This window comes from Nocardia exalbida NBRC 100660, assembly GCF_000308575.1.
GTDB lineage: Bacteria > Actinomycetota > Actinomycetes > Mycobacteriales > Mycobacteriaceae > Nocardia > Nocardia exalbida.
Genome location: NZ_BAFZ01000024.1, coordinates 1 through 26,748, shown reverse-complemented (window position 1 = coordinate 26,748; position 26,748 = coordinate 1). Strand labels below are relative to the sequence as shown.

Sequence of the window (26,748 nt, the reverse complement as noted above, 5' to 3'; positions counted from 1 at the left end):
CCGGGCGCGTCGCTCACGCCACGGGTACGAGGCCGGGCCGGGGCGCCTACCCCGGGGGCCTAGAGCTGTTCGGTCTCGGCGTAGTCCTGCTCGCCGCCATCGGTGTCACTGAACGTGCCGCTGTCGCTCCACGTGCCGGTGCTCGCGTCGTAGCCGACCACGCTGGACGGATCGAACGACGCCGGGCTGTCCTTGAGCGAGAGGCCGAGCGCGTGCAGCTTGACCTTGACCTCGTCGATGGACTTCTGGCCGAAGTTGCGAATGTCCAGCAGATCCGACTCGGTGCGGGCGACCAGCTCGCCCACGGTGTGCACACCCTCGCGCTTGAGGCAGTTGTAGGACCGGACGGTGAGGTCCAGGTCCTCGATCGGCAGGCCGAACGAGGCGATGTGATCCGCCTCGGCCGGCGAGGGGCCGATCTCGATGCCCTCGGCTTCGACGTTCAGCTCACGGGCCAGGCCGAAGAGCTCGACCAGGGTCTTGCCCGCCGAGGCGAGCGCGTCCCGCGCGCTGATGGAGTTCTTGGTCTCCACGTCCAGGATGAGCCGGTCGAAGTCGGTGCGCTGCTCGACGCGAGTGGCCTCGACCTTGTAGGTCACCTTGAGCACCGGCGAGTAGATCGAATCCACCGGGATCCGGCCGATTTCCGCACCGGAGGCCTTGTTCTGCACGGCGGGGACGTAGCCGCGACCGCGCTCGACGACGAGCTCGATCTCCAGCTTGCCCTTGTCGTTCAGGGTCGCGATGTGCATGTCCGGGTTGTGCACCACGACGCCGCTGGGCGGGACGATGTCACCGGCGGTGACGGTGCCCGGACCCTGCTTGCGCACGTACATCGTGACCGGCTCGTCCTCCTCCGAGGACACGACCAGGCCCTTGAGGTTCAGGATGATGTCGGTGACATCTTCCTTCACGCCCGGGACGGTGGTGAACTCGTGCAGGACACCGTCGATGCGGATGCTCGTGACCGCCGCCCCCGGAATCGAGGACAGCAGGGTACGCCGCAGCGAGTTGCCGAGGGTGTAACCGAAGCCCGGCTCGAGCGGCTCGATGGTGAACTTCGAGCGGTTCTCGGCGACGACCTCTTCGGTCAGCGTCGGACGCTGTGAAATCAGCATTAGGATCATCCTCCTTTTTGGGCGCCCGCTATTTGACGCCTCGTCTCAGGGGTTGTGTGTGGCCGCCCGTGTCCGGGCGACCACACACCAGCAGCACGTGCCGATTACTTCGAGTAGTACTCGACGATCAGCTGTTCCTGCAGCGGCACATCGATCTGGGCGCGCTCCGGCACCTGGTGGACCAGGATCCGCAGCCGACCCGGGATCACCTGCAACCAGCCCGGCACCGGGCGGTCGCCGACGGTCTCGCGCGCCACCTGGAACGGCAGGGTGCCCAGCGACTTCTCCTTGACATCGATGATGTCGTACTGGGTGACCTGGAAGCTGGGAACGTCGACCTTCTTGTTGTTCACCAGGAAGTGGCCGTGCGAGACCAGCTGGCGAGCCTGGCGGCGGGTACGCGCCAGACCGGCGCGGTACACGACGTTGTCCAGCCGGGTCTCGAGCAGACGCAGCAGGTTGTCACCGGTCTTGCCCTTGAGGCGGTTGGCCTCTTCGTAGTACCGGCGGAACTGCTTCTCCATGACGCCGTAGGAGAAGCGGGCCTTCTGCTTCTCCTGCAGCTGGAGCAGGTACTCGCTCTCCTTGATCCGCGCGCGGCCGTGCTGGCCGGGCGGGTAGGGACGACGCTCGAACGCCTGGTCGCCTCCGACGAGGTCGACGCGCAGACGACGCGACTTGCGGGTGATAGGGCCTGTGTAACGAGCCATTGTTCGCTATTCCTTTCCCGCTAGACGCGACGCCGCTTGGGCGGACGGCAGCCGTTGTGCGGCTGCGGGGTGACATCGGAGATCGTGCCCACCTCGAGGCCCGCGGCCTGCAGCGAGCGGATCGCGGTCTCGCGGCCCGAACCGGGGCCCTTGACGAACACGTCGACCTTCTTGACGCCGTTCTCCTGCGCCTTGCGGGCGGCGTTCTCGGCGGCGAGCTGCGCGGCGAACGGGGTCGACTTGCGCGAACCCTTGAAGCCGACGTGACCGGACGACGCCCAGGAGATGACGTTGCCACTCGGGTCGGTGATCGACACGATCGTGTTGTTGAACGTGCTCTTGATGTGCGCGTGGCCGTGCGGGACGTTCTTCTTTTCCCGGCGACGCGACTTCTGGGTCTTCTTGGGGCCGGAGGCCCTGGACTTCGGAGGCATCGGTTATCCCTACTTCTTCTTGCCGGCGACGGTGCGCTTCGGGCCCTTGCGGGTGCGCGCGTTGGTCTTGGTGCGCTGGCCACGGACGGGCAGGCCACGACGGTGGCGCAGGCCCTGGTAGCAGCCGATCTCGATCTTGCGGCGAATATCGGCCTGCACCTCACGGCGCAGGTCACCCTCGACCTTGAACTCCGAAGCCTCGATGTAGTCACGCAGCTTCGTCAGATCGTCGTCGCTGAGATCCTTCGAACGCAGGTCCGGGCTGACGCCGGTGGCGTCGAGGATCTCCTTGGAGCGGGTACGGCCAATGCCGAAAATGTAGGTCAGTGCGATCTCCATGCGCTTCTCGCGCGGGAGGTCGACGCCCATGAGACGTGCCATCTGGCAGCTTCCTTAATCGTTGCGGAGGTCTGCTCCCTGTCCGTCCCCTCGTCTTGGTGGGGCACCGGCCTCCGAACCGGTGGTAGGCGCACACGCCCAGGGCGAACCCTGATATCCGCAGCGTGCGGCTGGTGCTGGGAGTTCTTCTTGCCAATCCGAACTGCGGTTCGGTGCTTGGCTGGTGTCGCGTCGAGCGGCGCCTTCGGCAAGCCTCGGGCGGGTGGGACGAGGTCTCCCTCGCCTCCGCTCAGCCCTGGCGCTGCTTGTGGCGCAGGTTGTCGCAGATCACCATGACCCGGCCGTGACGGCGGATCACCTTGCACTTCTCGCAGATCTTCTTGACGCTCGGCTGAACCTTCACGTCCGTCCAATCTGTTGTGGTTCACAGGGGTGTGAACACAGTTTTTCCCCAGTCGGCGACTGGGGAAGTTCTGTAGCGAGTCTTTCGACTCGGCCCCGGCTCACGCCGGGACTGCCGGGTTCGTATCGACCCGATCGCGCCGGGCGCGATCACTTGTAGCGGTATACGATCCGGCCGCGCGACAGGTCGTAGGGCGAGAGCTCGACGACAACGCGGTCCTCGGGCAGGATGCGAATGTAGTGCTGCCGCATCTTCCCGCTGATGTGCGCGAGAACCTTGTGCCCGTTCTCGAGCTCGATCCGGAACATCGCATTGGGCAGCGGTTCGACAACTCGACCCTCGACCTCGATGGCCCCGTCTTTCTTCGCCATGTCCTCCGCGATCCCGGTTACGCTCAACCTGGTTTGTTTGCCTGAGTCTGCTCGGATGGATCGACCGCCGGAGCGGACCGCTCGCACACAAACAGGCGGCGCGTAGGTGCACCGCCGCTCCAGCTTACCGATCCGTTCCGGATCGGGCAAAAATGCCTCCCTGTATACCCGTGTCGCCTGGGGTTTCGCAGCCGTCTTCCCACTACTGGCGGGCCTCGCACGCTGTGCCGCGACGGGGGCGGGTTGTCGCGTAAACTGGCCGCTGTCCAGGTATTTGGGTCGAGCAGATCGAGGGGGATGCGTGAGCCGGCGCAGCGAGCGAGCCACCGGCGGAGGCGCCCTCGGTCCGGGTCGAAGCGAGCGGCAGGGAGGCGAGGCCGTGAGTAAGCGTAGCGAGCGAGTCACCGGCAGAGCGCCCCTGGCCACGACCGAGCCGAGCGGCAGCGAGGGAAGTCGTGAGTGAACGCAGCGAGCGAGTCGTCGGCACGCCGAGCGGCAGCGAGGCGCAGTCGTGAGCCGTAGCAACGACGGCCTGCCCATGCTGCCGCCCTGGCTGTCGGAGAGCGAGGTCGGCCACAGCGGCTACGAAGCGCCGGTACAGAACCTTCCGCACGAAGAACTCATCGAGGAAACCCCAGGCCGCAGGCGCGGACGTTTCAAGAACCGCGCGCCAGAGGCCGACCGCCCGGACGCCGCGCGCCCGGAGAAGCGCCGCAAGGGCTGGCGCCGCGACAAGCACGAGGGGGCCGCCGACGAGGAACAGCGGCAGAGCGAGGCGAGCCGCCCGCCCGCGCCGGTCCCGGACGAGCCCGTGCCGGCTCAGCTCCCGCCCGAGTCCTGGCAGCACCCCGGCTACGACCGCACACCCCCGGCGCAGGACAACTCGTGGCAGGCGCCGCCCCAGCCCGACCACATCCCCGAGCGCGACAACACTCCGCAGCACAGTCTGCCCACCCGCAATCCCTCACAGCCTTCCCCCGGTTTCCAGCCGCTGGGCAGCAGGGCCGCGAACCCGGCCGGGTCGAACGACCAGCAGGCCGGCAGGCCGGATCTGCCGCCACCGCCGCCGCGCCGATCGGCCGACGAGCGGCCCGGTCCGGCGCCGGCCGACGAGCACGCCCGGCCATCGCGGGGCGAGAGTGCGCCCGGCCAGGCCGCTGGTGGCCGGCCTCCGCTCGGTCCCCAGAACGGCGGATGGCCCTCCACCGGGAACCCTCGGCTCGACGCCGCGCTGTCGGCGGTGCGGCCGAGCCTGTGGCCCGCGTCGACGCCACCGGGCCAGTCCTCCGCCACGCCGGTGCCACCGGCCGATGCGCCTCAGCCGGGTAGCGAGTCGCGGGACATCCCGCCGACCGGCCCGGCTCAGACGTGGCCGACCGGCAACCAGCCCGCGGCTCCTACGGGCAGCGATATATCCGCTCCGCCGCCACACGGGGGATACCCCGCCGCGTCCCCGTCCGCCTCGGACAACATGGCATGGCAGAACGGTTACTCGTCGACGCCGACGAGCGCACAGCCCACGCCACCGCCCACCGCCGACCCGGCGACGGCACCCGCCGGCCAAAGCCCGGCCGAGCGAGCGCACGACCAGGACACCGCTGCTCTGCCGATCCCGAGCACGTCACCGGTTCAGCACCCGACGGCATCGGCCGGCCCCACACCGGGCGCGAGCGACGCCACGCCCCCGATCGATGTCCACCAGACGCTCCGAGGTGACCTTCCGGCGCAAGCACCGCAGGCCGCGCCACCCGGGCTTACCGCGATAAACCCGGATGGGCCGCCACCCTGGCTCGCCGCGCCGCGGCCCGAGGCCGAGGCATCCGCGACGGACACACCACGCCGTCTTCCACCGCTGCCCGATCCGCCCGCGCCGCACCAGCAACCGCACAGCGGCGGGTCCGGCGCGCCCGCACCGGCTCCGGCACACGAGGAGTACCGGTCGCCGCGCGGCACGGACGGCCCGCCACCCTGGCTCGGTCACACCGCATCGGAGCAGACCGGCCGTCCTGGCCGGCCCGGTGTCCCGCCCGCGCCGAACGACGCTGCGGCACAGATCGACAGCGCGGCGCACGAATCCCGTCCGTCGGCCGAATCCGCACCGGCATCGCACCCGCGGCCCGCAGAGCACGGTGCTGTGGGACCCGCCCCCGCGCTGTCCGCGACCGGCCCACACGCCGAACAAGGTGGGGCAGCTTCGGTTTCGCCCGCACCACGCACGGCCGCCACGATCGGCGCTGCGCCTGTCTCCGCCCCTGCGCCGGAAAGCGCCACGCAATCGGATGCGGCCGGGTGGGCGAATACGACTCGCGTCCAAGGGGATGCGGGCGCTTCGACCTCGAACTGGACCAGTGCGACCGAAGTAGGTCCGGCGTCGGCGCGCCCGGTGGCCGGTGGCGGGCGACACCGGCTGTCCGCCGAGTCCAACGACCCGGCGGTTCCGCAGGCGCCGGTGGAACACGCACCGAACGTCGACCACCAGCCGGTTCCGCAGCACCAGCCGGTTCCGCAGCATCAACCGGATACGGCCTACCACGCGGGCGCCCCGCACGCGGCGAGCGACGTATATGCCGGTCCGCCAACGCAATTCGCGAGTGGCCAGGCGCCGGGTCTCCCACCTCAGGCCCCTGTCGCCCCGTGGGGGAATGCCGCCGCACCGGCCCCTGCACCCGAATCGGGTTTGGTAGGCCCACATTCCGCGCCTCCGCAAGATCACCCCGAACATCAGGCCGCTGGGCAACCGGTACCGCAGCCCGGACAGTGGGGCACGCCGCCGGGTTACCCGCAGCCGCACGCGCAACCGCCGGGCGCGCCGTTCCAGCAGCCCTCGCTGGACAACGTGCCGATGCGCCGGGCCAAGAAGGCGCCGGGATCGGGGTGGCGCAAGGCGGTGCACCACGTATCCGGCGGCTCGATCAACCCCGGCATGTCCGCCGAGGAGCGCAGACTCCAGGAATTGGTCGCGCGGATCAGGCAGCCCGTCCGCGGCGACTACCGGATCGCGGTGCTCTCGCTCAAGGGTGGGGTCGGAAAGACCACCACCACAATGGGTATCGGCTCCATCTTCGCCTCCATCCGGGGCGACCGCGTGATCGCGGTGGACGCCAATCCCGACTTCGGCACCCTGTCGCAGCGGGTGCCGTTGCAAACCAGGTCCACCGTGCGCGACCTGCTCCTCGATTCGTCCATTCAGCGCTATTCGGATGTGCGCAGGCACACCTCGCAGGCGACGAGCCGGCTGGAAGTGCTGGCCAGCGAACGCGATCCGGCCGCGTCGGAGGCGTTCAGCGAAGACGAGTACCGTGCGGTCGCCCGGATCCTGCAGCGGTTCTACAACATCATCCTCACCGACTGCGGTACCGGACTCATGCATTCGGCCATGGCAGGCGTATTGGACCTGGCGCACTCGCTGGTGCTGATCTCCTCGCCCGCCATCGACGGAGCCCGCAGCGCCGCGGCGACATTGGACTGGTTGTCGCTGCACGGCCACGACCACTTGGTGCGCAACGCGGTGGTGGTGATCAACTCCCCGCGGGCCGGATCGCCGAATGTCGGTATCCAGCAGCTACGGGAGTACTTCCTGTCCCGGTGCCGCGCGGTGCACATCATCCCGTTCGACCCGCATATGTCCGAGGGCGCGGAAATCGATCTGCACCGGCTGCACAAGCAGACCAAGCGGGCCTACGTCGAGCTGGCCGCGACCGTCGCGGACGATTTCGCCACCGATCACCGCCGCTACCAACCCTGACACCCGCCGGGCCATGGCCCGGCGGGCAAGAAGGGCGAGCGGATCAGCCGCTCACCACTCGGGCAGACGCCGCCTGCCCGCCATGACGTCGCGCACCAGATCGTCGTAGGCGTCCGCGAGTTCGGCGAGATGATGCCATGCGTTGTGCAACAGCTCGTCGTGTGCGTTCAGAGTCATCAACGCGTGGTGCGCGCGCACCGACGACTCGGCGAGGCGATCGATCACCGCGCCCACCGTTTCGGTGTGCAGCGTGGCGCCGAGCCGATGCTGCGGCACGCTGCGCATCACCCAGTCGTCGATGGCCATCACCAATTCGACTCTGCGACGCTCGATTTCGCGGATCACCGCCACGGCGGTATCCACCGATCCACCGCGGCCGACCAGGCGGCGCTCATGTAGCACTGCCAGATCACGAGCGAACCACAGGAGCGGGCCACCGACTACCCGATGCCCGCGACACGCCCGAACCAATAGGTCGGACGTGGGAAGCAATCCCGGTGCCGGAGAGCGCACCGAGGGATCGACACACCTCGGTGTGCCGGGGAGGGCCATTACGACCGTTGTATCCGAACCTGCCACGTTGCCTCGCCGTCATCGCCGCACAACACCGGATCAGGACTTCATTACAATAAACCTCTGAAGGCACCTGTCAAGCGTTACCCGGCCGTAGGGAGTCACGAAGAGTACACTTCGTTACCTGCATGACCAACCGAGGAGCATGATGGCGGACGGTCCGACGTATCACCGGATCGCAGACCTCCTCCGCGAGGAGATCCGCGCAGCGAAGTGGAAACCGGGTGACCGACTGCCCAGTCATTCCGAGCTTGCCGATCAAATGCAGGTCTCGATAACCACCGCCCGCAACGCGATCCAGGTGCTGGTGACCGAAAATCTGGTCTATACAGCTACTTCCCGCGGGACGATCGTTCGAAACCAAGAAGTTCTGGAATCCGTGGTCACCGACTCTATCCGTCCCGACCGGCCGCAGACACCGCACGACATCTTCGAGGAGATCGCGCGGGCCGCGGGCCGGGAACCGTCGAAGGAGTTCAGCGCGAAGATGGAGCCGGCGAGCCCCGAAGTCGCGACTTGGCTGGGTATACCACCGGAGTCCTGGGTGCTGGCCAGGACCGTCGTCCAGTTCCTCGACCACGAACCGTGGTCGTGGGAGGTCAGCTTCTATCCCCGGGACCTGGCCGAGGCCACCGGGATCGACTCCCCGCACGACATTCCGGAGGGCACCACCCGCCGCCTCGCCGACCGGGGGCATGCCGAGACCGCGCACCGTGACACCCTCGTCGCGCGGCCTGCCAGTGCGGAGGAAGCCTTGGTGCTCGGCGTCGCCACCGGCACCATCCTGCTCGACCACCTACGTATCGGCGCCACCCATGAGCGGGTCACCCGGGCCACGCGGCATCGCTCGCTGGCCACCGGCAATCGGCTCGCCTACGAACTCGGCGATGCCGAAGGCACCGCGGTCATCCGCACCACGCTGGCCAATCCGCCCGGGTCCGGTTCGGCCTAGCCCATGACGATCGTGCTGCGCCAGGCGACAATAGGAGATCTCGGCATGATCTGCCGCCTGCGCGTGCAGCGCACGGCATGGCTCACCGCGCGCGGCTCCGACCAGTGGACGGTCGCCGGACGCGGCCTGCCCATCGAGATCTTCGCCCGCGCCGTCGGACGCTCGCTGGACGCCGGTGAGACCTGGATCGCCGAGATCGCGGGCGAGCCCGCGGGAACCATAACGGTCAACGACCGCGCCGATGCCGGTCTGTGGTCGCGGTGGGAACTCGGCGGCGCGGTGATCGTCCATTTCATGATCGTGGACCTGCGCTTCGCGGGCCATCGGGTCGGTCACCGGATGCTCGCCCATGCCGCAATGCTCGCCCGCCACCAGCGACGCGAGTGGGTCCGGCTGGACGCCTGGACCACCAACACCGACTTGCACGACTACTACCGCTCGGCGGGGTTCCGCTTGGTGCGCGTCGCGGGGCCGCTCGCGGTGGGACCTTCTCGCGCGCTGTTCGAACGGCGGGTCGACAGCTGGGACGACGAACTGCCCGTGCCGGTTTCGGCGGTGGCGCATGCGGCGCCCTCGGCGTTCCTGCGCACACCACGGCCGAACAACTGACCGGAGCGCGCGGGCTGTGGCACGTCCGCCGCGGGCCGCCCGGTGCGCGCCGGAGGTATGCGGCGCGCGAGGGGTTTCGACGGCGCGCCGATCCCAGCCATGCTTCCGCCACCGAAGTCCAGGCAGTAGAACTGCGCCTGTTCAGGGGTGTGCGTGGCCGCGGTCGCCATGATGATGGTGCGCAAGGTCGTCGACTTGCCCGACTGCGGGCCGCCGACCACCGCGACATTGCCCTGTGCGCCCGCCAGATTGATGGTGAGCACGTCACGCCGCTGCTCGTATGGCTTGTCGATGACGCCGATCGGCATCCACAACTGGCCGTGCCGGTTGACCGGCGAACGCCAGTCCGGGTCCGGCAGCAGCATGTCCACCGTCGGGGATTCGTCCAGGGGCGGCAACCACACCTCGTGCGCCGGGCGGCCGTGCCCGGTGAGCCGCTTGACGACCACGTCGAGCAGCGTGTCCGGGATACCCTCGTCGGCGCCGGGCACGCTGCCGACGGCCGACGGTGGCGGCGGCAGCTCCAGCAGCGGGTTCGACGGCGAGGCAGGCGCCACCTCGGCCTCGGTGTCGATCGGCTCGGGCAGTTCCACCGGCGCGGCGGTGAACAACGCGGGCCGGTGTCCCGCGACCGAACTGCCGTCCTCCCCGGTCACCGCTCCCTGCGGCGCGACGTACGGTCCGGACACGTAACTGGCGTTGAACCGCAACGGATCCGACGCATCGCTCTTCAGGTAGCCGGAACCGGGCACGCTCGGCAGGTGGTAGGCGTCGGTGATGCCGAGCACCGCCCGCGATTCGTTCGCCGAGAACGTGCGCAGGCCGATGCGATAGGACAGGTGCGACTCCAGGCCGCGCAGCTTGTTCTCCTCCAAGCGCTGCGAGGCCAGCAACAGGTGCACGTGCAGGGACCGGCCGAGCCGGCCGATCATCACGAACAACTCCGCGAAGTCCGGCTTCTGCGACAGCAATTCGGAGAACTCGTCCACCACGATGAACAGCGCGGGCAGCGGGTCGAGCGGCACGCCCGCGGCACGCGCCTTCTCGTAGTCGGTGACGTTGGCGTAGTTGCCCGCCGAGCGCAGCAGCTCCTGGCGGCGGTTCATCTCACCCGCCAGCGCGTCCTTCATGCGGTCGACCAGCGACAGTTCCTCTTCCAGGTTGGTGATCACCGCGGCGACGTGCGGCAGCGAGTCGAGGCCGAGGAAGGTCGCGCCGCCCTTGAAGTCGACGAGCACCCGGTTCAGCGCGTCCGGCGAATGTATGGTGACCAGCGAAAGCACCAGGGTACGAGGGAACTCGGACTTTCCGGAGCCGGTCGCGCCGATGCACAGGCCGTGCGGGCCCATGCCGTTCTCGGCCGATTCCTTGATGTCGATCTCCACCGGCGTCCCGTCGGGAGTGATGCCGATCGGCACCCGCAACCGCTCCCGGCCGGTACGCGGACGCCACACCCGCGCCGGATCGATCTGGGCGGCGTCCGGGATCTTCAGCAGTTGCGCCACACGTCAATATGGCAGCCGGTTCTTACGGCACACCAAATATCGGTTTACGACGCACCGACGATTCTATGGTCAGTCGGGTTGTCTCCACATGTACAGACCCGAATCCTGGTGGGCCCTTCCCGCTGCCCGCCGGTTCTGACCAGCCGGTTTACTCCGAAGATGAATTCTTGTGGCTCAGCGCTTTTCGTCGTGTGGCCAGGGCGCGCCCACCGGACCGTGCCGGTCCCGGAACCTCCGCTCGAAACCGGCGAGGTACACCGACGGCGCCACCGAGGACGAAGACCGTTCCAGCACCCCGTCATCGGCGATGTAGTAGATCGCCCGGCCGATCGCGATCTCCCCTGGTTCCACCGGGACGTACACCATCCAGCCGACGCCGAGCCGATCGGCGCGCAGATCCTCCAGCGGATAGTCCGCGGTGTCGGCGCCGCTGTTCCGGATGAACCGCGCTACCGAGGCGATCGCCTCCTCCCGCGCCATCGGCCCCGGCGCGGTCATCGTCACCCCGGCCATGGTGAGCTGGAAGAAAGCGCCGTTGACGTCGAATTCGCCGTCGTCACCGAAGACACCGGTGAGAATGTCCCGCGTGACGATACCCAGCTCGGCCGCCGACACGAGGTCGCCGACGGCGGCGCGCCGCCGCGCGTCCACCTCGTCGCCGAGCAGGTCGGCGACGATGTCCACGACGGTCTCCGAGGTCCACACGCCCGGCACCGCTTCGGCGAACCGCCCAGGCCCCGGCGACTCACCGCGGTACCAGCGGCCGTTCTCCCACCAGTAGCAGAACGACAGCAGGCCGCTGGCGCAGCGGTGGTTCAACACCTGGCCCGCCACCCACTCCGGTGCGCCCGCATACAGATCGGGCAAGCGGACGCCGTCGTTGTAGGCCGCCGCCAGTTCCGGCGCGTTCCACACCCCGCCCGAGAGCACCGCCCGTCCACCGGGCAGCGCGTACAGCGAACAGCCGCTGCGCTTGGCGCCCTCGAACCAGCCCACCGAGGGCAGCAGGCGTGGGCCCCATTGGGATTCGGCCGCGACGAACGCCGCGCCGAGCACCGCCCACCGGGCGGCCATGAGCGGGAACGGGGGCAGCTCGTCCTCGCACGGCACGGCACGCACGCCCGCCTCCCGATCCGCCCGCGCTTGCGCCGCCGCCACCTGCGGGGGCCGTGACTGGCGGTCGCCGTGCCCCAGATAGGCGCCGAGCCAAACCGGCAGCGAAGTCCGTGGGAACGCTGCCAGATCCGCGAGGTAGACCTCGGGCGGGAACAGCTGATCGTCCGGGAAGGGCTCGTCGCCGTAGTCGTAGTCGACCTCCATCCGGCCCGCGCTGGTCAGCGTGAAGAGCAAACGCCACCATGGGCCGTCACCGAGCCCGGCCGCCAGCTGCCGATGCTCCCGGACCAGCGCCACGATCCCGGGTTCCGGAGTCACGCGCACGGCGCGGTCCTGGTCGTCGAAGTAGACGGCCAGCGCGACCTCCGCGGCCACGGTCAGCGTGAACACCGCGTCCACCCGCTGCCACCCCGGCGGGCCGCCCGCACCCAGCTCGCGGGCTACCTGGTGCATGAGCGCCTTGGCTCGTTCGGCGACATCCTCGACCGGAGCCGCCGCGGACATGGTGAAGCCGACATCGGGCTCCTGCGCTTCGGACGGGGTCACATACGTCTCGGCCTCGCCGTGATCCGGGGCATCGGCGGGTTCGTCGGCGGATGCCTGGCCGCCTGGGTTGGTCACGTCGCGGAAATCCCCTCATCCACTGCATCGGAACCGGCGCACACGCCGCGATGCCTGCTTCGTTCGTCGTTCATCCTGGCACCGCGCCGGTGCGCGGGTCAGGGCTCCTGCCGCAGGCCGAGCAGCGGCAGATCCAGCTTTTGATTTTCCCAACGTTCATTCCACGCGACATAGGCCAAGGCCGTGGGGGCGCCGGTACCGAACCCGTCGCGCAACCCGGTGACGACCATGTCGGCCAGCCGCCGGTATCCGGCCGTGGAACTGGGCCGATGTCGACGATGCGGCCGTCACGACCATGGATCTTCCCGCTGGCCATTCCGAATCCGGCATCCAGCATCGCCCGGTCCGGGTGGACGGTCAGCACTTTCCAGCCGAACGACTCCGCCAGCCGCGGAACCGTATCCATCGGCTGGGAGCCGTCCAGCGACCGCAGGCCGGTGGCCAGGTCGACGATCTCGCTGTCGGTCAACGCGCGCCATTCGGTGATGGGCTCACCTCAGGTCGTGACATCGACGATCACCGGGCCGACCGGCGACGGTCGAGCTCTTCGATCTTGCGGGCCAGCGCCTCCTTGCGCTCGCGGGCGTTGGAACCGTCGAGCTGGCCGGCGAAGGCCGCGCGGGCGGCGTCGACCAGCGCGTCCGGCACGTCGGGATACGCGCGGGCGATCGTCCACAGCGCATCCTCGGTCTTCATGTCGAGGCCGGTCTCCGTGCGGATGCCGCCGCCGGTGAGCACCGAGCGGAGCATCTCGTCGAAGTTCTCCCGCAGTTCGTCATCGGTCGGATGGTCTATCCGCACCCTTGCTCCTCACGTCGAGGGTTACCTTGTCGCGTCGCCGACTCGCGGTCATCCGGCGAAGATCTCGGTGCGGCGCACGGGGTCGGCGAGCACGGCGCGGATCAGCGCGCCGATGTCCATCTCCTCCGGCACCGAGCGATAGATCAGCTCGCAGAAGACGACACCGACGACGACCACCGCGAACCGGGTGGTCCGCCACCCGACCGTGCCCCACTCGACGCCGACCGGCCCGTCCAGATCCACCGCGCGATCGCCGACGCGCAGACCGAGCCCGCCGTCATGTCGATAGAACACCACCGAGACTCCGTCGAGTTCACCGTAGACGCCGCTGTGCGTTCCCGCCTCGGACGGGTTGGCGCGCAGCGCGCCGGTGACCGGGTCGAACTCGGCGGGCACGCCGAAGCCTGCGAACGGGCGGACGGAGAGGCTGCGATCCGTGCGACGATGCCCGTTGCCGTGCCGGCCGCAGGTGTTCGTCGGTCGGCTGCCGTTCATCGGAGGCGGCATGGGCATGCCGGGCGGAGGCATGGGCATGCTCGGCGGGACTGCGCCGTCGGGATAGCCGGGGGCGTCCGGGGGACCCAGTGGTGCCGAGAAATACGGCGGTCCGGACGGTCCTGGATACGGCGTCGACAGGTGCGGGGGCGGGGTCGACGGGTATGGGGGCAGCGGTCCCGGAAGTGGCGGGTAGAGGGGCGGCTGGCCAGGTGTCGGCGAGCCGGGTGGGTACGAGGGCGTGGGCGGCTCCGTTGGGTTCGTCGGCGGGACCGGCGCAGTCGGTGGCACCGGTGGCACCGGTGCCACCGGTGGGGCAGGAGGCGTGGGCGGCTCCGTCGGTACCGGTGGATACGGCGGTGTCGGCGGCACCGGTGGGACCGGCGGAGCAGGAGGGGTAGGCGGCTCCGTCGGCGTAGGTGGCTCCGTCGGTACCGGTGGATGCGGCGGGACCGGCGGTGTCGGCGGCACCGGTGGGACCGGCGGTTCGGGAGGCGTGGGCGAAACCGGAGGCGTCGGCTGCTGCGGCGGATCCGGAGGCGTCGGCGGCTGCGGCTTCGGCGCAACGGGAGGCTGCGGCGGCGACGGGGGGTGGGGTGGGTTCGGCGGCTTCGGGGGTTCCGGACGCGGCATCGGGACGGGCCACGGTTCCACCTCGTTCAGGAACGTGCCCGGCATCTCGAACTCGTAGTCCTTCGGCGGATGCGGAATGTGCGAGCGCAGCGCCCAGTTCGGCGGCATCCGCTGGGAACGTGCCCGATTCGGATCCGACGGCCCCTCGGGCGGCTCCGAATCCCCGCCGCGATTCGCGCGTGCACCGCCCAACGACTCCTCGCCACCGTCACGATGCGCGCGAGCACCGCTGTTCGACGAATCGTCACCACCGCCCCGCGCCGAAAGAAGCGTCCCCATTCGTCTCCCTGCCACCGCGAGCCGCCCGCGAACCGGACTCCCCCGCCTGCGGAGAATGCCTGAAACGTTCCCGATCACCCCCGCACAGCGGCTTCGGCCCGGCCGAGCTCGTCCTCGGCATCGAACATACGCCGAGCCGCCCGCTCGAGACCCGCAACCCGCTCCTGCCACGGCCCCTGCTCATCCACCCGCATCGTGCGACCACGCAGACCGTCGAGCGCATCATTCAACGCATCCCGCGTCAGGTCCTCATCGTTGACCGGCAGACCACGGCGAGCCGGCGCGAGATCGGCCTGCGCGTCCACCAGCGCCCGCGCCGCCACGTCCCGTTGCGCGGACAGACGCGCCGCCTCGGCACGTGTCGGGCCCTCAGCCGCACCATCTTCCGTGGGCGGAACAGCTTCGCCGTCGCGACCGATCAGTGATGTCCCGGTCACCAGATCGGCCTGTTCGAGAGCGTCGTCCGACCGCGCAACCTCCTCCTCGGCGTCGAACTGTTTGCGGGCAGGCACCGCCGCAGGTAGGGCGCGGGCCGGAGCACGAAATACTGCGGGGGACCCCTATTTTCGGGGCAATACGACTCCGGTTCACAACTCCAGCATGACGGTGACCGGGCCGTCGTTCACCAAGTCGATGTGCATGTGCGCACCGAATCGCCCCGTAGCGACTGTTGCGCCGAGTTCGCGCAGCGCGTGCGCGAAGACGTCGACCAGAGGTTCGGCGATCGCGCCGGGAGCGGCCGCCGACCAGGACGGACGCCTGCCCTTCTTCGTGTCCGCGTACAGCGTGAACTGGCTGACCACCAGGATCGGGGCCCGCAGATCCGCGGCCGAGCGCTCGCCGTCGAGGATGCGTAACCGCCACACCTTGTCGGCCAGGGCCCGCGCGGTCGCCTCGGTGTCGGAGTGCGTCACGCCGACCAGGGCGACCAGGCCGTGCGGGACACCGTCGGCCGCCGGGTCGATCCGGCCGACGACCTGGTCGTCGACGGTCACCCGCGCCGAACTCACGCGCTGTAATAGGGCTCGCACAACCCTCGATCATGCCTGCTGCCGCGCCAGTAGCCGCCGCACGGGTGGCGGTCCGCCGAACGACCCCGCCTGCCTGGCCGGATACAGGTGCGCGCGGGCGGCAAGCGTGACAAACTCGGTGCGCAGAAGGTTATGTTGCGCGGTTGCCGCGCGTTGGCGGAGGATCATGCTGGAAACGAGGAGCGCGATGGATCTGGACGCGATGGAGCGCCAGATCGCCGCGGATCGGTATGCGGCACTCGACCGTACGGTCGAATCCGAATTGCGCTTGGCCACCTCCCTCGGCGAACTCGCCAAGGGACTGATCGCCACCAAGACCAACGGTTCGATGCGCGATCGCACGCGCGAGGCGCTGGCGCCCGCCGAGGAAGCGGTGGCGATCCGCTTGCGCCTGCTGTCCAGGGGCCAAGTGCTGACCGCCCGCCTGGCGGGTGAGTTGAACGACGCCCTGCGCTCCTTCGAGCAGGCGGCACGGCACAGCGGCCGCAGGGAACTGGCCACTACGACGATCCGTCGCGCCTGTGACGTCTACCGTCAGGTGGCGCGCGAGCATCCCGAGGTCGCGGGCCCGTGCGCCGACGGCCTGTCCAAATGCGGCGTCTGGCTGGGCAGGCTGGACCAGGACGCCGCCGTCGCGGCGACCGAGGAGGCGGCCCGCATCCGCGCCGCCCTGGCCGCGGCGAACCCGGAACTGTCCGGCAAGTACCTGGCCAGTTTGAGCACGCTGCTGCGGACGCTCATGGTCGGCCGGTCGCGCAAGCAGGCCATCGCCATGTACCGGGAGCGGTACGCCGCGTTCACCTCGACGACCATGTCGATCCGGCTGCGCGCGTGCGGTATCCAGGACCTCGATCTCACCCCGAAATCGCACCGGGCGCTGGTGGAACTGGGCTGCCGCACGCTGGAACAGGCGGGACGGCTCACCCAGCAGCAGGTCATGTTCAAGTCCTCCGGCGACCTGTCGACCGTCGAGGAGATCAACTGGAAGCTGGCCCTGGTCGGCCTGCGCCCGCTCGCGCCCGGTACCGAACAGGATCAGCCGGCCACGCCCGTGCAGATCGGCTCCACCTTCGGCGCGCTGAGCGTGTACTTGCCGGCGCGGGACGCCATAGCCCAGGTGCGCGCCGCGATCATCGCGGCCTATGCCGTCGACGACGCCTACCCCCTCGACCGGGAGAGTTACCTCGGTACGCACGAGTCGAAGTGGAAGATCCGCGAGCCCGAGCTGAACACCTCCCCCACCCTCGGCGACGACATCGTGCTGATCGACCAGCCCTACGGCGGCTGGGTGACGGTCATGAGCCTGAACTGGGAACTCACGCCGGTGGCGAAAAACCCGCTGGCGCTGCGCCTCTCCCAGGACTGGCCGGTGGCGGCGATCACGGTGACCGAGAACGTGGCCTATGAGCTGTGCTGGTACGAGCACGGCGCGGCCACCCAGTACGCCGCGCTCGGCCGTCCGGCCGGGCAAGCGCCCCTCGAGAAACCGCTCGCGCCATTGAACTTCGAAACGCTGGCTCTGTACAACCCCGACCGGGCGACCGAGAGCAAGCTGCGCGCGGCCTTCGGCAACACCAAGGTGTTCGCCAACCTCACCTATCTGCCGGACTGCGGCCTGCGCCAGATCAGTGTCGACACGCCGCTGTCCGAGCACGGCGACCGCGCGCTGTTCTTCCGTACGACGCCCTGAGGCCGGGCTCCGGATACGCCTGTCGCGGCGCAGATTTGCGGCAAGGTAGCACAGGAGGTCGCGGCGGCGGTGAACAAAATAGCCGGCTCCCGACCTCCGCATCGCCCCAGGTCATTTGATCAGGTGGGGCGTATGCCGAAGTGAACGGGGAGCCGTGCCGCGCCCCCGGCCGGTCACCGCACCCGCCGGTAACCAGCGCGCAAACGAATTTCTGGAGAACTAATTGAACGGAATGTTTGATCCGCTCCATGGAGTGCTCTACTGAAACAACGCTCGCACGGTGTACCGCATCACAGCATCGATGCCGCAGTACCGTCCGAGCGGCTTGGAAAAAGTCACCCGAAGCTACCCGAGGGCCCCATGGACCAACTGGCGTTGGCGGACACCCCGACCGCCCGATGCGCCTTCTATCGACACACCTGCGACCTGCCCGCCGGAGTTCATCCGGAGATCGGCCGAATCGTCTTACGCGCCGGATTCGTCGGCGCGATCACGATGCCCGCCGCATTAGGGCAGCGAGTGCGCGACGATCTCACCCATCGACGAATCGGTCTGGGTCCGATCATCTCGCACGTCCGGTCCAAACGGTGGACCTTTCTGACCCGCCCCGATCTACCGGACGACGTCCGGCTGTTCGCCGAGCTGTTCCGCCTGAACGTCTCGATCGTGCCCAGCGGCGGTGAGATCGCCCTGCCCTCCCCCGCCGCTGCCGACTCCGACTACCGGCACTGGATCGTGGCTCCGCAGAACGGTTTCCGTCCTGCCGGCTCGTCCATCGTCGATACCGTCCGTTCCTGCACGAGAACGGCTGCACGATGACGACCGGGGCACTGCCCGCCAAACATCAAGTCCTACAAGCCTGCCGAGGCGAACTGCCGGAGAGCAACCCCCTGCTGCGCAGTGCGCACGAACTCACCACGTTGCACGAACGCAGGCTCGGCGCGGCACAAGATTCGCTCGACGAGATCGACGCTCTGCGCGCGAGCTTGATTCGTGACATAGACCGCTGGATCACGGTGCAGCTGCCGCCCGCGCACGGCGCGGCACACGTGCACACCGAGACCGTCGGCGCCGTGATCGACCGGCTGGCCCAGTTCACCGCGAACGCCTATGCGGCGCTGGCCAGCGCCTCCGAATGGGATCTGTGGGACGCCTGGCAGCGCTTGGCCGAGCTGGCCGTCGGATACGACGACCTGGCCGCCGAGGTCTGCGCGGGCGTGCGCAGACTTCCTGGCGCATCGTAGGTTCCGCCGCGGCTCCCCATCCGTAAGCTGGGACGGATGGGGAGTCCGGACGACCATGCCGATGAGGCGCTCGCCCTGCACAACAGGAGGGCGGGTTCCTTCGGCGCTCGTGCCGCGGCCTACGTGGAGCACCGGCCCGATTATCCGGCCGCGGCCATCCGTTGGGCTCTGGCTCACGTCGCCGATCGGAGACCACCGGTACGGCCGAAGCCATCCCGCTCCCGGATCATGCGGTGGACGCGATCATCGCCGGGCAGGCGTTCCACTGGTTCGACTTGGACCGCGCCTACCCGGAATTCCTCCGGGTGCTGCGGCGGCCGGGCGGCGTTCTCGCGGCCCTGTGGAACACCGCCGACGACTCGGTGAAGTGGGTCGCCGGGCTGAAAGAGGTCGACCGGTCGAGCGTGTCGGCGGCCCAGCCACCGAGCGGACAAATCGTTGTGCCCACGCACCCGCTGTTCGATGAGCACGAGGTCGAACGATCGACGTTCCCGCATCGGCAACGCCGCACGGCCGAGTCCCTGACGGCAACGATCGGCACGCAATCGCACACATTGGTGATCCCGCCCGAGGAACGGGCCGAATTGCTCGACCGGATCATGGACTCTGCGCGCGCAGCCGGAGACGGCAGAGGGCGAATTCGACCTGCCCATCGTCACTTCGGTACTGCGAACCACCCTGCGCGCCGCGGACTGAACGGCTACTTACGCAGACGAAACGCCCAGGCCACAACGCTTCCGTCCCCCGTGCGGACGCGACGAACGGGCTCGATCGCATCGAACTGCGGCGTGCGCCAAGCCAATTCGAGTAGCGGCCTACTCACGTCCGCGCCACCCGCCCGGCCATACGCTGACGGCATCGTTCAGAACAGTATCGAACCAAGGAGAAAGTAACCGTTCCACCCCGCACGGGCACCGCCCAGGGCCCACCGCTTCGGCTCAACGCGCAGGACGCGGGTGCAAGGAACGACGTCACCGATCCAGCGAAAGCTGGGTATCGCCCGATGGGCGTGTCGGCGCAAGGTGCCGGCACGCGGCGACGCGGCGAGATCGACCAGGAAGCCTGGCGTCGGTGCGGCTCGTTTCCTCGCCGCGCAGTGTTACCGAACCGGGCCGCCCGACGGCCGCCCACCGTGCGCTACTCCGGACGCAGCGTCAAGATCCGGGGTCCGTCCTCCGTGACGGCGACAGTGTGCTCCCAATGTGCCGCACGACTGCCGTCCACGGTGACCACGGTCCAGTCGTCGTCGAGCACCTTCGTCTGGGTGGTGCCGAGCGTGAGCATCGGCTCGATCGCGAGCACCGACCCCACCACGAGCTTCGGGCCCTTACCCGGCTCGCCTTCGTTGGCGAGGAACGGGTCGAGGTGCATCTCGCGGCCGATGGCGTGCCCACCGTAGCCGTCGACGATGCCGTAGGCGCGCCCGTGCTCCTTCTCGGCCGCGCGGGTGCCCAACTCGATCGCGTGCGAAACGTCGGTCAGCCGGTTACCGGGCAGCATCGCCGCGATTCCCGCTTCCATCGACGACTTGGTCGCCTCGCTGAGCAGGCGGTCGGCCTCGATGATCGTGCCCACACCGAAGGTCCAGGCCGAATCACCGTGCCAGCCGTCGAGAATCGCCCCGCAGTCGATGGAGACCAGGTCGCCTTCGGTGAGGATCTCCTCCACCGTCGGGATCCCGTGCACCACGCGATCGTTCACCGACGCGCAGATCGACGCGGGAAAGCCGTGGTAGCCCTTGAACGACGGCACCGCGCCCGCGTCCCGGATCACCTGCTCGGCGACCTCGTCCAGTTCCAGGGTGGACACCCCGGGCTTGGCTGCCGCGCGCACGGCAACCAGGGCGCGGCCGACGATCGCGCCGGCCGCCGCCATGGCATCCAGTTCGCCTGCCGTCCGGAACGGCACGACCTTCTTCTTGCGGTTGAAGACCATCCCGCCTCAGCGCTCCATCGTGAGCCGGCTCAGTGGCCCAGCGCGCGCAGTGCCCGCGCGTTGACGTCATCGACCTCGCCGACGCCGTCCACCGAGACGACCAGGCCGTCGTAGTGCTCCAGCAGCGGTTCGGTCTCCTCGCGGTACACCCGCAGGCGGTTGCGGATCACACCCTCGTTGTCATCGGTGCGGCCACGGGCGAGCATCCGCTCGACCACGGTGTCCTCCGGCACGACGAAGCGCAGCACCGCGTCGAGCTCGGTGTTCATGTTCTCGAGGATCTTCTCCAGCGCATCGGCCTGATCCACCGTCCGCGGGTAGCCGTCGAGTACGAACCCGTTGGCGGCATCGGGCTCGTTGACCCGCGCCTCCACCATGCGGTTGGTCACATCGCTGGGCACCAAGTCGCCCGCGTCCATGTACTTCTGCGCCTCGCGGCCCAAGGGGGTCTGCTGGCTGATATTCGCGCGGAACAGGTCCCCGGTGGAGATGTGCGGAACGCCCAGCTTCTCCGACAGCAGGACAGCCTGGGTGCCTTTACCGGCGCCCGGCGGACCGAGCAGTACAACTCTCACTTGAGGAACCCTTCGTAATTTCGATTCATCAGCTGGCTCTCGATCTGCTTCACGGTGTCCAAACCGACGCTCACCATGATCAGCACCGCGGTACCGCCGAACGGAAGGTTCTGGGTACCACCGGAGGCGCCGATGTCGAGGAACAGGTTCGGCAGCACAGCGACCAGACCGAGATAGATCGAGCCGGGGAGGGTGATACGGCTCAGGACGAAGTTGAGGTAGTCGGCGGTCGGCTTGCCGGGCCGGTAGCCCGGGATGAAGCCACCGAACTTCTTCATCTCGTCGGCGCGCTCCTCCGGGTTGAAGGTGATCGCGACGTAGAAGTAGGTGAAGAACACGATCAGACTGAAGTAGATCGCGATGTACACCGGGTTGCCCGGGTTCACCAGGTATTTCTGGATGATCTCCTGCCACCAGCTCGGGTTCTGGTTGTTCTGCGCCCCCGTCAGCTGCGCCACCAGGTTCGGCAGATACAGCAGCGACGAGGCGAAGATGACCGGGATGACACCCGCCTGGTTCACCTTCAGCGGCAGGTAGGTCGAGGAGCCGCCGTACATCTTCCGGCCGACCACACGTTTCGCGTACTGCACCGGAATCCGGCGCTGGCCCTGCTCGACGAAGATCACCGCGGCGACGATCGCCAACGCAGCGACGCACACCAGGCCGAATACCAGACCACCCCGGCTGTCCAGGATCGCCTTGCCCTCGCTCGGGATGCGGGCGGCGATACCCGCGAAGATCAGCAGGGACATACCGTTGCCGATGCCGCGCTCGGTGATCTGCTCGCCGAACCACATCACCAGCGAAGCGCCCGCGGTCATCACGAGCACGATGATGATCATGCCGAAGATGCTGGTGTCGGCCAGGATGTCCTTCTGGCAGCCCTGCAGCAGCTGACCGCGGGCCGCCAGTGCGACCAGACCGGTGGCCTGCAGAATCGCCAAGGCGACCGCCAGATATCGGGTGTACTGCGTCATCTTCGTCTGGCCTGCTTGGCCTTCCTTGCGCAGTTCCTCGAACCGCGGGATGACGACGGTGAGCAGCTGGATGATGATGCTCGCGGTGATGTAGGGCATGATGCCGATCGCGAAGACCGACAGCTGCAGCAGCGCACCACCGGAGAACAGGTTGATCAGCTGGTAGATGCCGCCCGATTCACCACCGGAGACCAGGTCGATACACTCCTGGACAGCCTTGTAGTCGACGCCGGGGGACGGCAGCGAGGCACCCAGCCGGTACAACGCGATCAACCCCAGCGTGAAGAGAATCTTCCGCCGTAAGTCCGGAGTCCGGAAGGCCGATACGAAGGCGGAAAGCACTGATCCTCCTGGCGAACGACATGGTCATGACATGGATGTTCAGCGATGTCCCTGCTCGACACAGAAGGGACGCCGAAAACCACGACGAGGCTTGGCAGACAACAATTGAACTCTAACAGTGGCACCGGACGAGCCGTTCACTCGTCCGGTGCCGCTGTCATGCAGAGTACCGTCAGCCCAGCTCGGTGACGGTGCCACCGGCGGCGGTGATCTTCTCTTTCGCCGAGCCGGTGACCTTGTCCACGGTCACCTGGACCGCGACGCCGATCTCACCATCGCCGAGGACCTTGACCAGCTGGTTCTTGCGAACCGCGCCGGCCGCCACGAGCTCGGCCTTGCCGACCTCGCCGCCCTCGGGGAACAGCTTCGCGATGGCGCCGACGTTCACGACCTGGTATTCCGTGCGGAACGGGTTCGTGAAGCCCTTGAGCTTGGGCAGCCGCATGTGCAGCGGCATCTGCCCGCCCTCGAAGGCGGCCGGGACATTCTTGCGCGCCTTGGTGCCCTTGGTACCACGGCCCGCGGTCTTGCCCTTGGAGCCCTCACCGCGACCCACACGGATCTTCTCGGTCTTGGCGCCGGGAGCCGGACGCAGGTGGTGCAACTTGATGGTCATGTCAGACCTCCTCAACGGTCACGAGGTGGCGCACGACGTTGATCAGCCCGCGGTTCTGGGCATTGTCCTCGCGGACCACGGTCTTGCGGATACCGCGCAGACCGAGGGTCCGAAGGCTGTCCCGCTGATTCTGCTTGGCGCCGATCGAACTCTTGATCTGGGTCACCTTGAGATCTGCCATTACTTGACACCTCCGGCAGCCTGAGCGCGCGCACGCAGCATGCCGGCAGGGGCGACGTCCTCGAGCGGCAGGCCACGGCGAGCCGCGACCTCTTCGGGACGCTGCAGCTGCTTGAGGGCAGTGACAGTCGCGTGCACGACGTTGATGGCGTTGTCGCTACCGAGCGACTTCGCCAGAATGTCGTGGATACCGGCGCATTCCAGCACGGCACGAGCCGCGCCACCGGCGATCACACCGGTACCCGGCGAGGCCGGACGCAGCATGACCACACCGGCGGCCGCCTCACCCTGAACCGGGTGCGTGATGGTGGAGCCGATCATCGGGACGCGGAAGAAGTTCTTGCGAGCCTCTTCGACACCCTTCTGGATGGCCGCGGGAACTTCCTTGGCCTTGCCGTAGCCGACGCCGACCAGACCGTTGCCGTCACCGACGATCACCAGGGCGGTGAAGCTGAAGCGCCGACCACCCTTCACGACCTTGGAGACGCGGTTGATCGCGACGACCCGCTCGAGCTGGTTCTTCTCGGCGGCGTTGTCGCGACGGTCGCCGCCGCCCCGACGGTCGCCACCACCGCGACGGTCGCCGCGGCCGCCCTCGGGGGCGCTGCCATTCTGTCCGGCGGGTCCGCTTCCGCCGTCACGCCTCTGACGTCCCGGCATCAGACGTTCCTTCCGTTCTTGTTGACGATCATCAGAATTTCAACCCACCTTCGCGAGCGGCATCGGCCAGTGCGGCGATCCGGCCGTGGTAGTCGTGGCCACCACGGTCGAACACGACGGCCTCGACACCGGCGGCCTTGGCGCGCTCGGCCAGCAGGGCGCCGACCTTCTTGCTCTTGGCCGACTTGTCGCCGTCCAGCGCCCGCACGTCGGCTTCGATGGTCGAGGCGGCGGCGATGGTCTTGCCCGCCGAGTCGTCCACCAGCTGCGCGTGCAGGTGCCGCGAGGAGCGGTTGACCACCAGGCGCGGACGCTCGGTGGTTCCTTCCACCTTCTTGCGCAGACGGAAGTGACGGCGCGTCTTCGACAGACGGCGCTGGGTCGACACGTCCTTGCCCAGGGGGATGCGCTTGGCCTTCTGGTTTTCGGTTTGCGCCATGATCACTTACCCGTCTTTCCGACCTTGCGGCGAACGACCTCGCCGGCGTAGCGGATGCCCTTGCCCTTGTACGGGTCGGGCTTGCGCAGGCCGTGGATGACCGCCGAAATCTGGCCGACCTTCTGCTTGTCGATTCCGGACACGGAGAACTTGGTGGGCGACTCCACCGCGAACGTGATGCCCTCGGGCGCCTCGATCGGCACCGGGTGGCTGTAGCCGAGGGCGAACTCAAGGTTCTGGCCCTTCAGCGCGACGCGGTAACCGACGCCGAAGATTTCCATCTTCTTCTCGTAGCCCTGGGTCACGCCGACAACCATGTTCGACACGAGGGTGCGGGTCAGGCCGTGCAGTGCGCGACTGCGGCGCTCGTCGTCCGGACGGGCGACCTCGAGCTGGCCGTCCTCGCCCTTGGCGACGGTGATCGGCTCGGCGACGGTGAGCGACAGAGTGCCCTTGGGCCCCTTCACCGAGATGTCCTGGCCGTCGATGGTCACATCCACACCGGACGGAAGGGCGATGGGCTTCTTACCAATACGCGACATAGTCCCTGCTCCCTTACCAGACGTAAGCGAGGACTTCGCCGCCCACGCCCTGCTTGGCCGCCTGCTTGTCGGTCAGCAGGCCGGAGGACGTGGAGATGATCGCCACGCCGAGGCCGCCGAGCACCTTGGGCAGATTGGTGGATTTCGCGTACACGCGCAGACCGGGCTTGGAGACACGGCGCACGCCCGCGAGGCTGCGCTCGCGGCTCGGGCCGTACTTGAGGTCGACGATGAGCGTCTTGCCCACCTGTGCGTCCTCGGTCCGGTAATCGGCGATGTAGCCCTCGCGCTTGAGGATCTCGGCGATGTTCGCCTTGAGCTTCGAGTGCGGAGCCTTCACCTGATCGTGGTACGCCGAGTTGGCGTTGCGCAGACGTGTCAGGAAGTCTGCGATCGGATCAGTCATGGTCATGGTTCGACCTAGACACCTTTCTCGCCGCGGTTCCCATACAGCGCTGACATGCACATCGGCATGCCCAGCGGTGGGCCTACGACAATTCGGATGGTCCGGCCGACACTTGCCGACCGGAGGAGGTTCGATCGCCCGGGCGCACGCATGCGGGCATGGAGGTGCCCAGGCAACCGCTCTAGTGTAGGCAAGGGGTTCACCGGGGCAAAATCCGGGTCTGTGAGCACGGCGTTTCATCCGGTTTGTGACCAGCGGAAATGAGCTGTCGCCGGTCTACCATGATGCTATGCCGAGCCCAGGCGTCGAACGACCCGACCTCCCGGAGTCCATGACCTGGGAGGAGCTCGAGCAGCTACCCGAGGAGATCGCGGCACAGATCGAGCTGTGGAACGGGCGCGTCGTCCGGCGACAGCGGGGACCCGCCGAACATCAAGCGTTCACCTTCGCGCTGACCGGCGCGCTCAAGCGCTGCGCACGCGACGGCATGGCCGAGCAGCCGCAGAGCTGGTGGCGCGTGGATTTCGAAACCAACGTCTTCTTCGGCACGACCGGCAAGTCGGACTTCGCCACCCCCGACGTCCTCGTCTACCGCCGCCTCGACACCCCCTACCAGGACATCCGCGCCCAAGACGTGCTCCTGGCAGGCCGAATCCATACGCCGTGGAGCACCGCTACCGATCCTTACGACGACCAGAGGCGCTACGCCGATGCAGGCGTTCCCTGGTATTGGGACGTGACGCTCGCGCGTGAGAAGAGCACCATCGCGCAGGTCCGCGCATACGCCCTGCAAACCACCCCGGGCAAGCTCCCATCCGGCGTACACCCGCTATATCCGACGAACTACCTCCTGATCGGCGAGTGGGCACCGAACGAGTCCGACGCGATCACCATCGACTTCCCGTTCCCGATCCACATCCCCTGGTCGGAGTTGGACTTCTAAAACTCGAACAGGCTGGGCTTGTGGTCTTGTCGCCCCTGGTTCTCGCCGAGGTCGACCATGTCGCCCGCCGGGAACTCGGCCCTCGCGTCTCCACGGAGATGATCGAAGACCTCACCGCCCAGGCGCGTACCAAGCACTTCGAAGTCGCTGTGGTGACTGCGGACGTTCTCGAGCAGGCCAGCGCCGTCCGCAGGCTCTATCCCGACCTGCGTCTGGCTCTCGCGGACGCCGTGACAGTCGCCCTGGCCGCCGACTACGAGACGAACGAAGTCCTCACACTCGACCGGAGGGACTTCCGCGCGGTGACCCCACTCACCGAGCACAAATCCTTCCGAGTACTACCGGACGACCTATAACTCCACAGACCACACCCCCACTCACCTTCGACCCCCACAGTCTTGACTCGCGAGTGGCACACCACTGCGCCATCGGCCGAGTAAGCCTCTCGACGGTGTGCCACTCGC

Annotated in this window: 31 protein-coding genes and 1 pseudogene; 9 read left to right on the top strand and 23 right to left on the bottom strand. The window is 68.1% G+C overall.

Translation table 11 applies throughout. The features are described 5' to 3' along the window. Window positions 1-59: 59 nt before the first annotated feature. From ON29_RS04790 to infA, 6 genes are all read right to left on the bottom strand, one after another. The gene (locus ON29_RS04790; RefSeq protein WP_039796155.1) at window positions 60-1,118 is read right to left on the bottom strand and encodes a DNA-directed RNA polymerase subunit alpha; all 1,059 of its coding nucleotides are present in this window, start codon (window positions 1,116-1,118) and stop codon (window positions 60-62) included. Window positions 1,119-1,222: 104 nt separating this feature from the next. After that, on the bottom strand, window positions 1,223-1,828 hold the full coding sequence (rpsD, locus tag ON29_RS04785) for a 30S ribosomal protein S4 (protein WP_040864912.1): 606 nt from the start codon (window positions 1,826-1,828) through the stop codon (window positions 1,223-1,225). A gap of 20 nt (window positions 1,829-1,848) precedes the next feature. Continuing rightward, on the bottom strand, window positions 1,849-2,262 hold the full coding sequence (gene rpsK, locus ON29_RS04780; protein WP_014349147.1) for a 30S ribosomal protein S11: 414 nt from the start codon (window positions 2,260-2,262) through the stop codon (window positions 1,849-1,851). 9 nt (window positions 2,263-2,271) lie between these two features. Continuing rightward, window positions 2,272-2,643, bottom strand: coding sequence for a 30S ribosomal protein S13 (gene rpsM, locus ON29_RS04775; protein WP_040864911.1), 372 nt, complete (start codon window positions 2,641-2,643; stop codon window positions 2,272-2,274). Between the two features lie 247 nt (window positions 2,644-2,890). After that, window positions 2,891-3,004: a 50S ribosomal protein L36 gene (rpmJ, locus tag ON29_RS04770; RefSeq protein ID WP_011207363.1), complete on the bottom strand. Its 114-nt coding sequence runs from the start codon at window positions 3,002-3,004 to the stop codon at window positions 2,891-2,893. 149 nt (window positions 3,005-3,153) lie between these two features. Continuing rightward, window positions 3,154-3,375, bottom strand: coding sequence for a translation initiation factor IF-1 (gene infA, locus ON29_RS04765; RefSeq protein ID WP_003418601.1), 222 nt, complete (start codon window positions 3,373-3,375; stop codon window positions 3,154-3,156). Between the two features lie 511 nt (window positions 3,376-3,886). Between infA and ON29_RS37610 the strand changes: the two genes are divergently transcribed. Then, entirely contained in the window at window positions 3,887-7,120 is a 3,234-nt protein-coding gene (locus tag ON29_RS37610) for a nucleotide-binding protein (RefSeq protein WP_306307208.1), read from the top strand. A gap of 51 nt (window positions 7,121-7,171) precedes the next feature. Here the strand turns inward: ON29_RS37610 and ON29_RS36860 are convergent, their stop codons facing one another. Next, window positions 7,172-7,483: a DUF4254 domain-containing protein gene (locus ON29_RS36860; RefSeq protein WP_245548824.1), complete on the bottom strand. Its 312-nt coding sequence runs from the start codon at window positions 7,481-7,483 to the stop codon at window positions 7,172-7,174. Between the two features lie 358 nt (window positions 7,484-7,841). Here ON29_RS36860 and ON29_RS04750 point away from each other — a divergent pair, with 358 nt between their 5' ends. Together ON29_RS04750 and ON29_RS34465 are read left to right on the top strand one after the other, a co-directional pair. After that, complete coding sequence (locus tag ON29_RS04750; RefSeq protein WP_083863244.1) at window positions 7,842-8,645, top strand: GntR family transcriptional regulator; 804 nt, start codon at window positions 7,842-7,844, stop codon at window positions 8,643-8,645. A 3-nt stretch (window positions 8,646-8,648) separates the two neighbouring features. Continuing rightward, window positions 8,649-9,254 (top strand): GNAT family N-acetyltransferase, encoded by a 606-nt coding sequence (locus tag ON29_RS34465; RefSeq protein ID WP_083863240.1) that lies wholly within the window; start codon window positions 8,649-8,651, stop codon window positions 9,252-9,254. Window positions 9,255-9,343: 89 nt separating this feature from the next. Here ON29_RS34465 and eccCa read toward each other — a convergent pair. The 7 genes and pseudogenes from eccCa to dtd form a co-directional block, all read right to left on the bottom strand. Continuing rightward, window positions 9,344-10,750: pseudogene (gene eccCa / locus ON29_RS04740) on the bottom strand (type VII secretion protein EccCa); the annotation flags it as partial. Window positions 10,751-10,933: 183 nt separating this feature from the next. Then, a complete protein-coding gene (locus ON29_RS04735) occupies window positions 10,934-12,496 on the bottom strand; it encodes a hypothetical protein (RefSeq protein ID WP_083863239.1) in 1,563 nt (520 codons plus the stop codon). A 70-nt stretch (window positions 12,497-12,566) separates the two neighbouring features. Next, complete coding sequence (locus ON29_RS35605; protein WP_157172655.1) at window positions 12,567-12,965, bottom strand: DUF6301 family protein; 399 nt, start codon at window positions 12,963-12,965, stop codon at window positions 12,567-12,569. 47 nt (window positions 12,966-13,012) lie between these two features. After that, window positions 13,013-13,297, bottom strand: a complete 285-nt coding sequence (locus ON29_RS04730) for a hypothetical protein (RefSeq protein WP_040864907.1) — start codon at window positions 13,295-13,297, stop codon at window positions 13,013-13,015. A 48-nt stretch (window positions 13,298-13,345) separates the two neighbouring features. Then, window positions 13,346-13,792 (bottom strand): hypothetical protein, encoded by a 447-nt coding sequence (locus ON29_RS35600; RefSeq protein WP_157172654.1) that lies wholly within the window; start codon window positions 13,790-13,792, stop codon window positions 13,346-13,348. A 986-nt stretch (window positions 13,793-14,778) separates the two neighbouring features. Continuing rightward, window positions 14,779-15,216, bottom strand: coding sequence for a hypothetical protein (locus tag ON29_RS04720; protein WP_040864906.1), 438 nt, complete (start codon window positions 15,214-15,216; stop codon window positions 14,779-14,781). Between the two features lie 75 nt (window positions 15,217-15,291). After that, on the bottom strand, window positions 15,292-15,735 hold the full coding sequence (dtd, locus tag ON29_RS04715) for a D-aminoacyl-tRNA deacylase (RefSeq protein ID WP_040864905.1): 444 nt from the start codon (window positions 15,733-15,735) through the stop codon (window positions 15,292-15,294). A gap of 166 nt (window positions 15,736-15,901) precedes the next feature. Between dtd and ON29_RS04710 the strand changes: the two genes are divergently transcribed. From ON29_RS04710 to ON29_RS04695, 4 genes are all read left to right on the top strand, one after another. Further along, window positions 15,902-17,425, top strand: a complete 1,524-nt coding sequence (locus ON29_RS04710; protein WP_245548823.1) for a hypothetical protein — start codon at window positions 15,902-15,904, stop codon at window positions 17,423-17,425. A gap of 360 nt (window positions 17,426-17,785) precedes the next feature. After that, window positions 17,786-18,244 carry a hypothetical protein gene (locus tag ON29_RS04705; protein ID WP_040864903.1) on the top strand — a complete coding sequence of 153 codons (459 nt, stop codon included), beginning with the start codon at window positions 17,786-17,788 and terminating at the stop codon, window positions 18,242-18,244. Then, a complete protein-coding gene (locus ON29_RS04700; RefSeq protein ID WP_040864902.1) occupies window positions 18,241-18,669 on the top strand; it encodes a DUF4254 domain-containing protein in 429 nt (142 codons plus the stop codon). Before ON29_RS04705 ends, ON29_RS04700 begins: the two co-directional genes overlap by 4 nt. Window positions 18,670-18,902: 233 nt before the next feature. Further along, window positions 18,903-19,562 carry a class I SAM-dependent methyltransferase gene (locus tag ON29_RS04695; protein ID WP_051174871.1) on the top strand — a complete coding sequence of 220 codons (660 nt, stop codon included), beginning with the start codon at window positions 18,903-18,905 and terminating at the stop codon, window positions 19,560-19,562. Between the two features lie 244 nt (window positions 19,563-19,806). On the opposite strand, the gene map is transcribed toward ON29_RS04695, so the two are convergent. The 9 genes from map to rpsH form a co-directional block, all read right to left on the bottom strand. Next, the gene (map, locus tag ON29_RS04690) at window positions 19,807-20,604 is read right to left on the bottom strand and encodes a type I methionyl aminopeptidase (RefSeq protein WP_040864901.1); all 798 of its coding nucleotides are present in this window, start codon (window positions 20,602-20,604) and stop codon (window positions 19,807-19,809) included. A 29-nt stretch (window positions 20,605-20,633) separates the two neighbouring features. Next, window positions 20,634-21,179, bottom strand: coding sequence for an adenylate kinase (locus tag ON29_RS04685; RefSeq protein ID WP_040864900.1), 546 nt, complete (start codon window positions 21,177-21,179; stop codon window positions 20,634-20,636). Next, window positions 21,176-22,498 carry a preprotein translocase subunit SecY gene (gene secY / locus ON29_RS04680; protein ID WP_040864899.1) on the bottom strand — a complete coding sequence of 441 codons (1,323 nt, stop codon included), beginning with the start codon at window positions 22,496-22,498 and terminating at the stop codon, window positions 21,176-21,178. Before secY ends, ON29_RS04685 begins: the two co-directional genes overlap by 4 nt. A gap of 172 nt (window positions 22,499-22,670) precedes the next feature. Further along, window positions 22,671-23,114, bottom strand: coding sequence for a 50S ribosomal protein L15 (rplO, locus tag ON29_RS04675; RefSeq protein ID WP_051168540.1), 444 nt, complete (start codon window positions 23,112-23,114; stop codon window positions 22,671-22,673). 1 nt (window position 23,115) lies between these two features. Then, on the bottom strand, window positions 23,116-23,295 hold the full coding sequence (gene rpmD / locus ON29_RS04670; RefSeq protein WP_040864898.1) for a 50S ribosomal protein L30: 180 nt from the start codon (window positions 23,293-23,295) through the stop codon (window positions 23,116-23,118). Next, window positions 23,295-23,954 (bottom strand): 30S ribosomal protein S5, encoded by a 660-nt coding sequence (gene rpsE / locus ON29_RS04665; RefSeq protein ID WP_039795557.1) that lies wholly within the window; start codon window positions 23,952-23,954, stop codon window positions 23,295-23,297. Before rpsE ends, rpmD begins: the two co-directional genes overlap by 1 nt. Before the next feature lie 31 nt (window positions 23,955-23,985). After that, a complete protein-coding gene (rplR, locus tag ON29_RS04660) occupies window positions 23,986-24,393 on the bottom strand; it encodes a 50S ribosomal protein L18 (RefSeq protein WP_051174870.1) in 408 nt (135 codons plus the stop codon). A gap of 2 nt (window positions 24,394-24,395) precedes the next feature. Further along, window positions 24,396-24,935: a 50S ribosomal protein L6 gene (gene rplF, locus ON29_RS04655; protein WP_040864897.1), complete on the bottom strand. Its 540-nt coding sequence runs from the start codon at window positions 24,933-24,935 to the stop codon at window positions 24,396-24,398. A gap of 13 nt (window positions 24,936-24,948) precedes the next feature. After that, complete coding sequence (gene rpsH, locus ON29_RS04650; RefSeq protein WP_039795549.1) at window positions 24,949-25,347, bottom strand: 30S ribosomal protein S8; 399 nt, start codon at window positions 25,345-25,347, stop codon at window positions 24,949-24,951. A gap of 283 nt (window positions 25,348-25,630) precedes the next feature. Between rpsH and ON29_RS04645 the strand changes: the two genes are divergently transcribed. Together ON29_RS04645 and ON29_RS04640 are read left to right on the top strand one after the other, a co-directional pair. Then, entirely contained in the window at window positions 25,631-26,284 is a 654-nt protein-coding gene (locus ON29_RS04645; RefSeq protein WP_040864896.1) for a Uma2 family endonuclease, read from the top strand. Then, on the top strand, window positions 26,203-26,640 hold the full coding sequence (locus ON29_RS04640) for a PIN domain-containing protein (RefSeq protein WP_281032500.1): 438 nt from the start codon (window positions 26,203-26,205) through the stop codon (window positions 26,638-26,640). Before ON29_RS04645 ends, ON29_RS04640 begins: the two co-directional genes overlap by 82 nt. Window positions 26,641-26,748 lie beyond the last annotated feature (108 nt).

Coding starts and splice junctions, on each gene's coding strand:
- ON29_RS04790 (WP_039796155.1), bottom strand. CDS start 1,118: ATGCTGATTTCACAGCGTCCGACGCTGACCGAAGAGGTCGTCGCCGAG.
- rpsD (WP_040864912.1), bottom strand. CDS start 1,828: ATGGCTCGTTACACAGGCCCTATCACCCGCAAGTCGCGTCGTCTGCGC.
- rpsK (WP_014349147.1), bottom strand. CDS start 2,262: ATGCCTCCGAAGTCCAGGGCCTCCGGCCCCAAGAAGACCCAGAAGTCG.
- rpsM (WP_040864911.1), bottom strand. CDS start 2,643: ATGGCACGTCTCATGGGCGTCGACCTCCCGCGCGAGAAGCGCATGGAG.
- infA (WP_003418601.1), bottom strand. CDS start 3,375: ATGGCGAAGAAAGACGGGGCCATCGAGGTCGAGGGTCGAGTTGTCGAA.
- ON29_RS04750 (WP_083863244.1), top strand. CDS start 7,842: ATGGCGGACGGTCCGACGTATCACCGGATCGCAGACCTCCTCCGCGAG.
- ON29_RS34465 (WP_083863240.1), top strand. CDS start 8,649: ATGACGATCGTGCTGCGCCAGGCGACAATAGGAGATCTCGGCATGATC.
- ON29_RS35600 (WP_157172654.1), bottom strand. CDS start 13,792: ATGAACGGCAGCCGACCGACGAACACCTGCGGCCGGCACGGCAACGGG.
- ON29_RS04710 (WP_245548823.1), top strand. CDS start 15,902: ATGCTGGAAACGAGGAGCGCGATGGATCTGGACGCGATGGAGCGCCAG.
- ON29_RS04705 (WP_040864903.1), top strand. CDS start 17,786: ATGGACCAACTGGCGTTGGCGGACACCCCGACCGCCCGATGCGCCTTC.
- ON29_RS04700 (WP_040864902.1), top strand. CDS start 18,241: ATGACGACCGGGGCACTGCCCGCCAAACATCAAGTCCTACAAGCCTGC.
- map (WP_040864901.1), bottom strand. CDS start 20,604: ATGGTCTTCAACCGCAAGAAGAAGGTCGTGCCGTTCCGGACGGCAGGC.
- rplO (WP_051168540.1), bottom strand. CDS start 23,114: ATGACCATCAAGTTGCACCACCTGCGTCCGGCTCCCGGCGCCAAGACC.
- rpmD (WP_040864898.1), bottom strand. CDS start 23,295: ATGGCAGATCTCAAGGTGACCCAGATCAAGAGTTCGATCGGCGCCAAG.
- rpsE (WP_039795557.1), bottom strand. CDS start 23,954: ATGCCGGGACGTCAGAGGCGTGACGGCGGAAGCGGACCCGCCGGACAG.
- rplR (WP_051174870.1), bottom strand. CDS start 24,393: ATGGCGCAAACCGAAAACCAGAAGGCCAAGCGCATCCCCCTGGGCAAG.
- rplF (WP_040864897.1), bottom strand. CDS start 24,935: ATGTCGCGTATTGGTAAGAAGCCCATCGCCCTTCCGTCCGGTGTGGAT.
- rpsH (WP_039795549.1), bottom strand. CDS start 25,347: ATGACCATGACTGATCCGATCGCAGACTTCCTGACACGTCTGCGCAAC.
- ON29_RS04645 (WP_040864896.1), top strand. CDS start 25,631: ATGCCGAGCCCAGGCGTCGAACGACCCGACCTCCCGGAGTCCATGACC.